Consider the following 12480-nt stretch of genomic DNA (forward strand, 5'->3'; position numbering starts at 1 on the left):
GATTTCAGAGCAGTGTAAAATGTTACTGATTTGAAGAAGGGAGAACTATTGAATGGCTAAAGATGATGTAATTGAAGTCGAAGGTACCGTTCTTGAAACGTTGCCAAATGCTATGTTCAAAGTAGAATTAGAGAATGGGCATGTCGTATTGGCTCACGTTTCTGGTAAAATCCGTATGAACTTCATTCGTATTTTACCAGGAGACAAAGTTACGGTAGAATTATCTCCGTACGATTTAAATCGTGGTCGTATTACGTACCGTTTTAAATAATATAGCACTCCGTAATCTTTAAGGAGGTTCGAGACATGAAAGTAAGACCGTCAGTTAAACCAATCTGCGAAAAATGTAAAGTTATTCGTAGACGTGGAAAAGTAATGGTTATTTGTGAAAACCCTAAACATAAACAAAAACAAGGTTAATCAGAAGGAGGTGCATTCGTAATGGCACGTATCGCAGGTGTAGATATTCCTCGAGACAAACGCGTTGTTATTTCTTTAACTTACGTATTCGGCATTGGTCGCACAACTGCTGAAAAAATTCTTGCTGAAGCAGGTATTTCTGAAGAAACACGAGTTCGTGATTTAACGGAAGACGAATTAGGACGTATCCGTGATATCATCGATCGTATTAAAGTTGAGGGAGACCTTCGTCGTGAAGTATCTCTTAACATTAAACGTCTAATGGAGATCGGTTCTTACCGTGGTCTTCGTCACCGTCGTGGCTTACCAGTTCGTGGTCAAAATTCTAAAAACAATGCTCGTACACGTAAAGGTCCACGTCGTACAGTAGCAAATAAAAAGAAATAATAAGTAAAGGAGGTTGAACTAACAATGGCACGTAAAACAAACACTCGTAAAAAACGTGTGAAAAAGAATATTGAAGCTGGTATAGCTCATATTCGTTCTACTTTCAACAACACAATCGTAACTCTTACAGATACTCACGGTAACGCACTTTCTTGGTCTAGTGCTGGTGCACTTGGTTTCCGTGGATCTCGTAAATCTACTCCATTCGCTGCGCAAATGGCTGCTGAAACTGCTGCTAAAGCTGCAATGGAACACGGTTTAAAAACTTTAGAGGTTACTGTTAAGGGTCCTGGTGCTGGTCGTGAAGCTGCAATTCGTGCTCTTCAAGCTGCAGGTCTAGAAGTAACAGCAATTAGAGATGTTACTCCAGTTCCTCATAATGGATGTCGTCCACCAAAACGTCGTCGTGTGTAATTTTTCTGTATAGAATTTTCCCTTTTGTCTATAATGGATATGATGCATTATCGAGAAATTTCGTACAGAAACATCGCTTGTTGTGCACAATCGGGAACTGCCTAAGGGGGACTTTCGGTTAGACAGGGGTTGTACCTTTGTTTAACCGGGGTTTCGACGTTTTGAAGGAGGGTTTAGTTAATGATTGAAATCGAAAAGCCGAAAATCGAAACGGTTGAACTTAACGAAGATGCTAAATATGGTAAATTCGTAATTGAACCGCTTGAGCGTGGATATGGTACTACTTTGGGTAACTCCTTACGTCGTATTCTTTTATCCTCACTCCCTGGTGCCGCTGTTACTGCTATCCAAATCGATGGCGTATTACATGAATTTTCAACAGTTGAGGGCGTAGTAGAAGACGTTACGACGATCATCTTAAACTTGAAAAAGTTAGCTCTTAAAATCTACTCTGAAGAAGAGAAGACGTTGGAAATTGATGTGCAGGGCGAAGGTATTGTCACAGCTGCTGATATTACTCACGATAGTGATGTAGAAATCTTAAATCCAGATTTACACATTGCAACGTTAGCAAAGGATGCGCATTTCCGCGTGCGTTTAACTGCAAAGCGTGGCCGTGGGTATACGCCAGCTGATGCAAATAAAAGCGAAGATCAACCAATAGGAGTAATTCCTATTGATTCTATTTATACTCCAGTATCACGTGTGACTTACCAAGTGGAAAAGACACGTGTCGGACAAGTGGCTAATTATGATAAGCTTACGCTTGATGTATGGACGGATGGAAGCATCGGGCCAAAAGAAGCTATCTCTTTAGGTGCCAAAATCTTAACTGAGCATTTAAATATCTTTGTTGGTTTAACTGATGAAGCACAAAATGCTGAGATTATGGTCGAGAAGGAAGAAGATCAAAAAGAGAAAGTTCTTGAGATGACTATCGAGGAACTAGATCTTTCTGTTCGTTCTTATAATTGCCTTAAACGTGCAGGAATTAATACTGTACAAGAGCTTGCGAACAAAACAGAAGAAGATATGATGAAAGTTCGTAACTTAGGACGTAAATCCTTAGAAGAAGTTAAACATAAACTTGAGGAATTAGGTTTAGGTTTACGTAAAGACGACTGAGGATTTAAACCCATCAACAAAGGAGGGAACTACGAATGGCATACAGAAAATTAGGCCGTACAAGTGCGCAACGTAAAGCTATGTTACGTGACTTAGCTACTGATTTAATTATCAACGAGCGCATCCAAACGACAGAAACTCGTGCAAAAGAACTTCGTTCTGTAGTGGAAAAAATGATCACTTTAGGTAAACGCGGAGATCTTCATGCTCGCCGTCAAGCAGCAGCTTTCATTCGCAATGAAGTAGCTAACGCTGAGACTGGTCAAGATGCACTTCAAAAATTATTCGCTGATGTAGCTCCACGCTATGCTGAGCGCCAAGGCGGATACACTCGTATTGCAAAAATTGGTCCACGTCGCGGAGACGCAGCACCAATGGTAATTATCGAGTTAGTATAATGATAATTAAAAGGGCAGGACAGTTCTTTTCAAGAAACTGGTCATGGCCCTTTTTTTTAAATATAAAAATAGGCTAACTTGGCGAAGGAAAGGGTGCCTTGTATTGAAAAAAGAGAAACTTCGGTCAGAAAATATATCATTTCAATATCCTGGGGCAGCCACTTATGCATTAAAAGATGTTTCATTTTCCTTATATGAGGGAGAATGGGTATCGGTTATTGGACAAAACGGTTCAGGGAAGTCTACACTTGCAAAATTATTGAATGGTTTGTTTTTGCCAGAAGCGGGGACTATTACAGTAAATGATACAATGGTTTTATCAGAGGAAACGGTGTGGGATGTTCGAAAACAAATTGGGATGGTATTTCAAAATCCAGATAATCAATTTGTTGGAACGACAGTACAAGACGACGTTGTTTTTGGCTTAGAGAATATCGGAATGCCAAGAGAACAGATGGTAGAAAGATTAGATCAGGCTCTCAAACTTGTCCGTATGGAAGATTTTCTTAATGATGAACCTCATTCGTTATCTGGCGGGCAAAAGCAGCGAGTGGCAATAGCAGGCGTTTTAGCACTTCAGCCATCTATTTTGATATTAGATGAAGCAACGTCAATGCTAGATCCTCAAGGAAGACGTGAAGTAGTAGAAACGGTTAGACAACTTGTTAATCAAAAAGGTATTACCGTGTTATCAATTACGCACGACTTAGAAGAAGCGGCACAATCAGACCGTGTCATTATTTTAAATAAGGGAGAAATATTAGAGGAAGGGACTCCAGAGCAAATTTTCAAATCCTCTCATATGCTCCAAGAAATTGGATTAGATGTACCATTTTCAGTGAAAATAGCAGAATTATTAAAAAGAAATGAAATTATCTTGCAAAATACGCATCTTACAATGGAAAGCTTGGTGAACGAACTTTGGAGATTACATTCCAAAAAGTAGAACATCGTTATCAATATAAAACTCCATTTGAAAGACGCGCACTTTATGATGTAGACGTGTCGTTTCCAAGTGGGGGCTATTATGCCATTATCGGTCATACTGGTTCAGGTAAGTCGACGATGATTCAACATTTAAATGGTTTATTGCAGCCGACAAATGGCACAGTTCAAATTGGTGAACATTTCATTTCGGCAGGAAAGAAAGAAAAAAAGCTAAAGCCACTACGTAAAAAGGTAGGGGTTGTCTTTCAATTCCCAGAACATCAGTTATTTGAAGAGACTGTGGAGAAAGATATTTGTTTCGGCCCTACTAATTTTGGGGTATCTGTAGAAGAAGCGAAGCAAAAGGCAAGAGAGGCAATTGAACTTGTAGGGTTAGAACCAGAACTGTTAACACGTTCACCGTTTGAGTTAAGTGGTGGACAAATGAGGCGTGTTGCTATAGCGGGCGTATTGGCGATGGAACCCGAAGTGCTTGTATTAGATGAACCTACAGCAGGACTAGATCCAAAAGGGCAGAATGAACTTATGGAGATGTTTTATAAGCTACATAAGGAGAAAGGCCTTACAGTGATCCTTGTAACGCATAATATGGAGGATGCTGCTAAGTATGCGGAGCAGATTGTAGTCATGCATAAAGGAACGGTCTTTTTGCAAGGAAGTGCAGAGGAAGTATATTCACATGCTGATGAACTAGAGGAAATTGGCGTGGATCTTCCTATGTCTTTAAAGTATAAACGTGCAATTGAAGAGAAGTTTGGCATTTCAATCCCAAAGGCTACCTTATCTTTAGAGGATCTTACTCATGAAGTTGTGCAGGTGTTACGAAAAGGTGGTCATGAATCATGCAGCAGTTGATTATTGGAAGGTATATTCCAGGGAATTCCCTTATTCATCAACTTGATCCACGTACGAAGCTGCTGATTGTCTTTTTATATGTATTTGTTGTTTTCTTAGCAAATAATGCGATTTCATATGGATTTTTATTTTTATATGCACTCATTGCTTTATTTTTTGCAAAAGTGCCGATTCGTTATGTACTTTCGGGCTTAAAACCAATTCTATGGATTTTTCTTTTTACATTTTTCCTGCATATTTTTACAAATAAAGAAGGGGAAGTACTATTCCAGCTTGGTTGGTTTTCGATACATGAAAAAGGATTAGAGCAAGGGATATACATTTCTATACGATTCTTCGTTATTATTTTAATGACGACATTATTAACGTTAACGACGACACCTATTGAGATTACGGATGGTTTGGAGACGTTATTAAAGCCGTTGAAGCGTATAAAAGTTCCTGTTCATGAAATCGCATTAATGATGTCAATTTCTCTTCGTTTTATTCCGACATTAATGGATGAAACGAGTAAAATAATGAAAGCACAAGCGTCACGTGGTATTGATTTCGCAGGAGGACCGATAAAAGATAGGATGAAAGCTATTATTTCACTACTTGTTCCTCTATTTATCAGTGCTTTTAAGCGTGCTGAGGACTTAGCAATTGCTATGGAAGCACGTGGGTATCAAAGTGGCGAAGGACGTACTAAATTTAGGCAACTACGCTGGAAAACAAGCGATACAGTAACGATTGTAAGCTTACTTTGTTTAGCTTGTATTTTGGCATGGGTGCGATCGTAATGGAGAATAGAGAAATGGATAGAATAAAATGTACGGTTGCATATGATGGCATGCATTTTTGTGGTTATCAAATTCAGCCGCAGCATCGTACTGTTCAACAAGAGATTGAGAAAGCTTTGCAGAAATTGCATAAAGGAGAACTTGTTCGTGTTCAGGCATCGGGCAGAACGGATTCTACTGTTCACGCCAAAGGACAAGTAATACACTTTGATACACCGTTGTCCCTTGAAGAGTGGCAATGGAGTAATGCATTAAACACAATGTTGCCAGATGATATTGTTATCAGGCAGGTAGAGAAAAAAACAGAAGAATTTCATGCGCGTTACGGTGTCGAGAGAAAAGAATATCGTTATCGTGTATTATTATCAAAGACTGCGGATGTATTCCGTAGAAATTACGTATATCAATATCCATATCCGCTCGAAATAAACTCTATAAGAAAAGCGATTCCTTATTTTATTGGAACGCATGATTTCACTTCTTTTTGTTCGGCAAAAACTGACAAAAAAGATAAGGTGCGAACAATTTATGAAATTGAGCTAATTGAGCAAGACGATGAATTAATTTTTCGTTTTGTAGGTAATGGATTTTTATATAATATGGTCAGAATTATTGTTGGTACGTTACTGAGCGTAGGGCAAGGAAAGCTTGATCCAGATAGCATTCCAGAGATTCTAGCGAAACAAAATCGTCAGTTTGCTGGAAAGATGGCTCCTGGTCATGGGCTTTACTTATGGCAGGTAAACTATAACAACTAATCCTGGTGTAACATTTGCTTGACATTAGAAACTCAAAAGTATATCATAACATATGGTATTGTTTCTAAAACCACGATTAGCCCCGGAAGGAAATCGTGTTTAAGATAAACAATAGATTTTTTCTATGGAAAAGATAACGAGGAGGGAAACACATGCGTACGACTTTTATGGCAAAAGCTAACGAAGTTGAGCGTAAATGGTATGTGGTTGATGCTGAAGGTCAAACTTTAGGTCGCCTATCTACGGAAGTAGCATCTATTTTACGCGGTAAAAACAAACCTACATTTACACCACACGTTGACACGGGTGATCATGTAATTATTATTAACGCTGAGAAAATTCATTTAACAGGTAATAAATTAAACGATAAAATTTACTACCGTCACACTAACCACCCAGGTGGACTTAAACAAAGAACAGCTCTAGAAATGCGTACAAACTACCCTGTACAAATGTTAGAGCTTGCAATTAAAGGCATGCTTCCAAAAGGACGCTTAGGCCGTCAAGTTTCTAAGAAACTAAACGTGTATGCTGGAGCAGAGCATCCACACCAAGCACAAAAACCAGAAGTTTACGAACTTCGCGGATAATTAATTAAAGGAGGGCTTACTTTGGCACAGGTTCAATACTATGGCACTGGACGTCGTAAGAGTTCAGTAGCGCGCGTACGCCTAGTTCCAGGCGAAGGACGCGTTATCATTAACGGTCGTGATTTTGAAAACTATATCCCATTTGCTGCATTACGTGAAGTAGTGAAACAACCTCTAGTTGCAACAGAAACTTTAGGTAACTACGATGTACTTGTAAACGTAAATGGTGGTGGATACACTGGTCAAGCTGGTGCTATTCGTCACGGTATTTCTCGCGCTTTATTAAAAGCTGATCCAGAATACCGTCTAACACTAAAACGTGCAGGTCTATTAACTCGTGACGCACGTATGAAAGAGCGTAAAAAATACGGTCTTAAAGGCGCACGTCGTGCACCTCAGTTCTCAAAACGTTAATTTTTGCGAACTACAAACCCCAACCATTTTGGTTGGGGTTTTTTTATGTTTCATTCCTCTTTTGTAATTTTTGTAGTTTGGAATATTTTAGTGCTATCCTCTCGCGTATGCTTCTTCTTTAGAAGTTTAGACTAATACGTATTAGGGAGGTTTATAAGTACTATGAATGTCATTGTCAGCTTACAAGAAAAACAAAAAGAAAAGCAGTTGAAATATGAACGGAAGATGCTGCGAGAATTATCATTAAAAACGTTACGTTCAAATATTAGGGATGCCTTTCAGATGCAGGAACTTCATCGTCAGTATGAAGATTATTGTATTGAATTAGGGATAGAATCGTATTTATTAGGAGCGAGATACAGTAAGTTTGGTTATTATGGTGAATCATTCTTTGATGTGAAATATAGAGCCTTAGAAGAAGAGCAACAATTAACGGAAACGCTATTTCAATTTTTAGCGAGCATGACCATGAGGGAAATTAAGTTACAAGATGAGGAATTACTTTTTGAATCTTGTCAGCAGTTCATCGGCTTATGGTGGCAGGAAGGATATGAAAAAGGTGAAAGAAGATATCGATTAAAGCTTCATTAAGACAAGCATAAACTTTCCTCTTGTCCCATATAAGTAATTAGAGGGACTAGCTGGAGGAGGAAAGGTATGAAGAGAATTCGAATTATCTCTTTTGCACTCGCTGCGGTTGTTTTGTTTTTTTTAGTCAAACAAGAATTTCAAATTACAAAATCGTGGCGAGCTTGGAATTTACCCTTATCGGGGAAAGTGATTGTGCTAGATGCTGGGCATGGTGGGCCAGACGGAGGGGCTGTTGGTGGAAAAGATATTATAGAAAAAGATATTACGCTTGAGATTACAAAGAAGGTACAAGATTATTTGCAAGAACAAGGTGCGCTAGTTATTTTAACACGTGAGGGAGATTATGATTTAGCTCAGAAAGATACAAAATCATATAGTAGACGTAAAGCAGAGGATTTAAAAAAGCGTGTAGAGATTATTAATAAACCTGATGTAGACTTTTTTGCGAGTATTCATTTAAATGCTTTAACTAGTAGTGGATCGAAAGGCGCACAAACGTTCTACTACCGTTCTTCGATTGAAAATGAACGTGCCGCGAAATTTATACAAGCTGAATTGAGAACGAGTTTAGAGAATACGAATCGTTCTGCTAAAACAATTTCTCATGTGTATTTATTAAAGTATGCGAAAACACCAGGTGCTTTAATTGAAGCTGGCTTTTTATCGAATGTAAATGAAAGGTATATGTTAAATTCGGAGAAATATCAGCAAAAGGTAGCGGCTGCAGTATATCGTGGTATATTACGTTATTTCACCGAAAAAGGAAATCCTCCAGAATAAGGAGGATTTTTTGCGTTTCTCTCGTTAACGAAGTTTTCCGAAAATATGTTATACTGGAAATGTAAACGCATTTATTTTGAGAATAAAGAGAGACATTAAATTAACATTACGTTATTTTTCATACAGGGGGCTGGGCTAATTATGGTAACGAAAGAGCAAGTAGTAGAAGCGTTAGAAGGGATTGTAGATCCGTTTTTACATAAAACGTTAAAAGAAACAGGGGCAATTAAAGAGGTAACAGTTAAGCCTGAGAAGGAACATGTAAGTGTTAAAATTGCAATTGTAAAAACCGGTACAGCGGAACAAATGCAATTGCAATCTGGAATTGTAAAGTTAGTAAAAGAACTAGGAGCAGCAACAGTAGGGCTTCGCTTTGCAGAATTTACAGAAGAGGAATTATCTCAGTTTGCACCAGAACAGGAAGAAGAGCAAACGGAATCTTTATTGTCACCAAATTCAAAAACGATATTTTTAGCAGTGGCGAGTGGAAAAGGTGGAGTCGGAAAATCAACAGTTTCTGTTAACCTTGCTATTGCTTTAGCTCGTCTAGGGAAAAAGGTTGGTATCATTGATGCCGATATTTATGGTTTTAGTGTACCGGATATGATGGGGATAGAAAAGCGCCCTGTTGTAAGAGGAGATAGAATCATCCCAGTGGAACGTCTAGGTGTAAAGGTAATCTCAATGGGGTTCTTTGTAGAAGATAACGCACCGGTTATTTGGAGAGGACCTATGCTTGGGAAAATGTTAAATCATTTCTTTACAGAAGTAGAGTGGGGAGATTTAGACTATTTAGTTTTAGATTTACCACCGGGTACAGGTGATGTTGCGCTAGACTTACATTCGATGTTGCCGGCTTGTAAAGAGATTATTGTAACAACGCCACATCCAACAGCGGCATTTGTAGCAGCACGTGCTGGAGCTATGGCTTTACGTACAGAACATAGTATTCTTGGCGTTGTTGAAAATATGGCGTATTTTGAAAGTAAAACAACTGGTGAAAAAGAATATGTGTTTGGAAGAGGTGGGGGAGATAAATTAGCTACAGAACTTCAAACGGAAGTACTTGGCCGAATCCCACTTCAACAACCTGATTGGAATAAAGAAGACTTTGCGCCGTCAGTATACGAGGATACACATACGACAGGTCTTATTTATCGTACGATAGCTGAGACAGTAATTGATAAAACAGCTGTTGCGCAAAAATAAAATAATAATGAGTGGACGATACACATATTGTCCACTCATTATTATCGTTATTATTTTTACTGCTGTTCCTTTTTACCGTCTTGAGAACCACCTTCACCGCCTGCTTCTTTTTTATCAGAACCACTTTTTTCAGCCTTTTGTACACCTTTACTAATAATATCAATCATCTTAGCTTGGAAGAGTGGGCTTTCGGCAGTTTCTGTTAGTACTTGTTGTAAATATTGGCGGTATTCTTTGCTCTTCATCGTTTGTAGCATCATTTTTTCTACTTCAGGGTTTTTCATAATTTCTATAACGCCTGCTTGGTATTCAGGGTCTTTTAGTAATGTTTTCATTAAGGTTGTTTGTTCTTTTCCCATACTTTTAGCAAATTTTGATGAGAACTCAGGGTCTTTAAAGAGCTTTTCCCAAAATTGTTGCCCTTTATCGGATACCATTGCATCTTCAATCGTTTTCTTTACTACTGTTTCATCTAGTATGAGTGCTTGTTTCATTTTTTCATCAGTTAACACATCTTGAATGGCTTTCTTACCTTGATCAGTTTTTAAAATATCAACAATCATTTTCTTCGTTTGATCATAATCAAGTTCGGACTTTGCTTCTTTTTCTTGTGCACATGCTACAAGTACAAAAAATAGAAAAGAAGAAGTCAAAACGAGCAGCATCCGTTTCATAAGTTGGAACTCCTTTCAGCACAGTTCTCTCTTTTTAATATAAATATCTTTAAGGAATTTATACATGAACATGGCTAGCTTTTTGAAATTGTCATTGATACAATTTGATTAGAAATATAAGGATAATGGGGGATGTGTTGTGAATAGCCGCAAGTGGGTACGACTATTTTTTACGACGTTGTTTCTTGGTGGGATTAGTACGGTCATTATTGGGTTTGTTTTAGAGTGGGACAAGTACGCTAAATTTTTTCAAAATTTCGACGGAAAGGAGATTTTAGCAGTTTCCTTCTGGTTGATGGGCGTAGGATTCATTTTTAGTGTTATTAGTCAAATGGGGTTCTTTGCCTATTTAACAATCCATCGTTTTGGGCTAGGGATGTTCAGGTCACCTTCTTTATGGAATACAGTGCAGCTCTTCTTTATTGCATTCGTTTTATTTGATTTCGTGTATTTAAGATCTGTATTGATTGCAAATGGGGAAGTTTCATTAGGAAATAACATACTTGTTGCAGGTGTATTATTTGTGTTTGGGGCCATTGTTGCTTACATAAAAAGTAAAGAAACGAATAGAAAGGCATTTGTGCCCGCCTTGTTCTTTATGGTTGTTGTAACAATTCTTGAGTGGGTACCAGCTCTTCGGATTAATGATACAGATTGGTTATATTTAATGGTGATACCACTTTTATTATGTAATGCATATCAGTTACTTATATTACATCGTTTAATTGGAAAGACGAGTAAGTCGGCCTAACTAATAGAGATTTTTTGAGTTTTTATGCAGAGGTAGTTGTACAAGTGTAAATATCGGGATGAAAAAAGCTCTATTACCTGAATGAAAGGTAGTAGAGCTTTTTATGTGTGAAGGCACGAGGGAAAAGAATTACTGCACATCTTTACTTTTCGTACTTGTATTGGAAATAAGTTGTGATACGGATATTTGCTCATAGCCGTCACTCTTTAACTTCTGCAGAAGCAGTGGTAAAGCTTTATTTGTTTGAAGAGCAGAATCGGATGCATGTAATAAGACGATATCCCCACCTTTTAAATTATTGGAGACGGTGGAAACGATATTGTTTACACCAGGATTTTTCCAGTCGTTTGAATTATTACTCCAATGAACGACGGTGTATCCGAGTGATTCTGCTATTTTAAGTGTTGCTTTGTTAAAGTCTCCACTAGGTGGACGCAATAGTTTGATTTGTTTCACACCGAGTTTTGTAAACACATCTTGTGCTCGTAAAAGATCTCTTCGTATTTCGTTTGTCTCTAGAGAAGTGTAGGACGTGTAATTGTAACCCATACTACCTATTTCGTGTCCATCTTTTATGATGCGCTCAACAACATCAGGGTGTCTTTCTGCCCATGCAGCAGAAAGGAAGAAGGTTGCATTCTTAATGTCTCTGTCTTTAAGTGTATCAAGGATTGGGATTGCTTTTTTGTCTCCCCAACTAATATCAAACGTGAATGCAACTTGTTTTTTAGAGGTGTCGCCTTTGTAAATAACTTTAGGTCCTGTAGCAGTTGAAAAAGCAGATTCATGTGAATATGTTTTTAAAAAGAGAAGCCATGCTGTAAATAAGGAAAGTATCACTATTAAGCTAATGTGTTTAAAATTTCTTTTACTCGTAATAAAAAAGAAAAACATAATATTACGCCCCTTTGTCCAATCCTTTTCAGTTACATATATGCTGTAAATATAAAAAAGAGAACAAGGGATTAATATCGTAAGTAGTGGATATAATGGATGATAGGATTTTGTTAAATGAAAATGAGCGGAACGTTTATTGCGTTGTAAGAAATAATTGAGGTGATGAGTTGCTTGGGTTTATGTTAACGAAAGAAGAGAAAAAAGAAATAGAATACATATTGAAGAGAGAATTAGAAGAACTTTTATTTGATTTTGAAGATGAACGTATTCATGACGTTGTAAAAAAGGCGATGGAAGAAAGATATAAAATCATTTTTTGTTTGTTTCGAAGAGTTGCTAATGCAGAGGAATGTATTCGTTATGTAAGAAAAAGAACTTTTTATTAAAAAGTGTTGACGCTGATAGTTATTATATGATAAATTAATAACCGTCGCTGATGCGGAAACGCAGAAGATGATAAAAAGAAATTAAAAAACTTAGTTGACAT

At 37.7% G+C, this 12480-nt stretch carries 19 protein-coding genes; 17 read left to right on the forward strand and 2 right to left on the reverse strand.

Translation table 11 applies throughout. The features are described from left to right. The first annotated feature begins 52 nt into the window (after positions 1–52). From infA to salA, 15 genes are all read left to right on the forward strand, one after another. On the forward strand, positions 53–271 hold the full coding sequence (gene infA, locus KI369_RS07920; protein ID WP_001029884.1) for a translation initiation factor IF-1: 219 nt from the start codon (positions 53–55) through the stop codon (positions 269–271). A gap of 35 nt (positions 272–306) precedes the next feature. Continuing rightward, entirely contained in the window at positions 307–420 is a 114-nt protein-coding gene (gene rpmJ, locus KI369_RS07925) for a 50S ribosomal protein L36 (RefSeq protein ID WP_000868344.1), read from the forward strand. Positions 421–441: 21 nt separating this feature from the next. After that, entirely contained in the window at positions 442–807 is a 366-nt protein-coding gene (gene rpsM / locus KI369_RS07930) for a 30S ribosomal protein S13 (protein ID WP_000090788.1), read from the forward strand. Between the two features lie 24 nt (positions 808–831). Next, a complete protein-coding gene (rpsK, locus tag KI369_RS07935) occupies positions 832–1221 on the forward strand; it encodes a 30S ribosomal protein S11 (protein WP_000101798.1) in 390 nt (129 codons plus the stop codon). A 180-nt stretch (positions 1222–1401) separates the two neighbouring features. After that, positions 1402–2346, forward strand: a complete 945-nt coding sequence (locus tag KI369_RS07940; RefSeq protein ID WP_000569643.1) for a DNA-directed RNA polymerase subunit alpha — start codon at positions 1402–1404, stop codon at positions 2344–2346. Positions 2347–2381: 35 nt separating this feature from the next. Then, on the forward strand, positions 2382–2744 hold the full coding sequence (gene rplQ / locus KI369_RS07945) for a 50S ribosomal protein L17 (protein ID WP_000331490.1): 363 nt from the start codon (positions 2382–2384) through the stop codon (positions 2742–2744). Between the two features lie 103 nt (positions 2745–2847). Then, on the forward strand, positions 2848–3690 hold the full coding sequence (locus tag KI369_RS07950) for an energy-coupling factor ABC transporter ATP-binding protein (RefSeq protein ID WP_212955595.1): 843 nt from the start codon (positions 2848–2850) through the stop codon (positions 3688–3690). After that, a complete protein-coding gene (locus KI369_RS07955) occupies positions 3666–4547 on the forward strand; it encodes an energy-coupling factor ABC transporter ATP-binding protein (protein WP_212955596.1) in 882 nt (293 codons plus the stop codon). Before KI369_RS07950 ends, KI369_RS07955 begins: the two co-directional genes overlap by 25 nt. Then, the gene (locus KI369_RS07960) at positions 4535–5329 is read left to right on the forward strand and encodes an energy-coupling factor transporter transmembrane component T family protein (RefSeq protein WP_212955597.1); all 795 of its coding nucleotides are present in this window, start codon (positions 4535–4537) and stop codon (positions 5327–5329) included. Before KI369_RS07955 ends, KI369_RS07960 begins: the two co-directional genes overlap by 13 nt. Positions 5330–5343: 14 nt before the next feature. Beyond that, positions 5344–6087, forward strand: a complete 744-nt coding sequence (gene truA / locus KI369_RS07965) for a tRNA pseudouridine(38-40) synthase TruA (RefSeq protein ID WP_060633077.1) — start codon at positions 5344–5346, stop codon at positions 6085–6087. A gap of 152 nt (positions 6088–6239) precedes the next feature. Then, a complete protein-coding gene (gene rplM, locus KI369_RS07970) occupies positions 6240–6677 on the forward strand; it encodes a 50S ribosomal protein L13 (protein WP_001260795.1) in 438 nt (145 codons plus the stop codon). Positions 6678–6698: 21 nt separating this feature from the next. Further along, the gene (gene rpsI, locus KI369_RS07975; RefSeq protein ID WP_000079986.1) at positions 6699–7091 is read left to right on the forward strand and encodes a 30S ribosomal protein S9; all 393 of its coding nucleotides are present in this window, start codon (positions 6699–6701) and stop codon (positions 7089–7091) included. 162 nt (positions 7092–7253) lie between these two features. Continuing rightward, entirely contained in the window at positions 7254–7682 is a 429-nt protein-coding gene (locus KI369_RS07980) for a DUF2521 family protein (protein ID WP_048526371.1), read from the forward strand. Positions 7683–7748: 66 nt separating this feature from the next. Further along, positions 7749–8462 carry an N-acetylmuramoyl-L-alanine amidase CwlD gene (cwlD, locus tag KI369_RS07985; protein WP_000822445.1) on the forward strand — a complete coding sequence of 238 codons (714 nt, stop codon included), beginning with the start codon at positions 7749–7751 and terminating at the stop codon, positions 8460–8462. Between the two features lie 141 nt (positions 8463–8603). Beyond that, positions 8604–9671 carry an iron-sulfur carrier protein/transcriptional regulator SalA gene (gene salA / locus KI369_RS07990; protein WP_212955599.1) on the forward strand — a complete coding sequence of 356 codons (1068 nt, stop codon included), beginning with the start codon at positions 8604–8606 and terminating at the stop codon, positions 9669–9671. Between the two features lie 56 nt (positions 9672–9727). On the opposite strand, the gene gerD is transcribed toward salA, so the two are convergent. Further along, complete coding sequence (gene gerD / locus KI369_RS07995) at positions 9728–10345, reverse strand: spore germination protein GerD (protein ID WP_166705278.1); 618 nt, start codon at positions 10343–10345, stop codon at positions 9728–9730. A 139-nt stretch (positions 10346–10484) separates the two neighbouring features. Between gerD and kbaA the strand changes: the two genes are divergently transcribed. Beyond that, positions 10485–11096, forward strand: coding sequence for a KinB-signaling pathway activation protein (kbaA, locus tag KI369_RS08000; protein WP_212955600.1), 612 nt, complete (start codon positions 10485–10487; stop codon positions 11094–11096). A 129-nt stretch (positions 11097–11225) separates the two neighbouring features. On the opposite strand, the gene pdaB is transcribed toward kbaA, so the two are convergent. Then, on the reverse strand, positions 11226–11990 hold the full coding sequence (gene pdaB, locus KI369_RS08005) for a polysaccharide deacetylase family sporulation protein PdaB (RefSeq protein WP_212955601.1): 765 nt from the start codon (positions 11988–11990) through the stop codon (positions 11226–11228). A 170-nt stretch (positions 11991–12160) separates the two neighbouring features. Between pdaB and KI369_RS08010 the strand changes: the two genes are divergently transcribed. Next, the gene (locus tag KI369_RS08010; RefSeq protein ID WP_212955602.1) at positions 12161–12379 is read left to right on the forward strand and encodes a hypothetical protein; all 219 of its coding nucleotides are present in this window, start codon (positions 12161–12163) and stop codon (positions 12377–12379) included. Positions 12380–12480: the final 101 nt, after the last annotated feature.

It is taken from the genome of Bacillus sanguinis, from assembly GCF_018332475.1.
Lineage (GTDB): Bacteria > Bacillota > Bacilli > Bacillales > Bacillaceae_G > Bacillus_A > Bacillus_A sanguinis.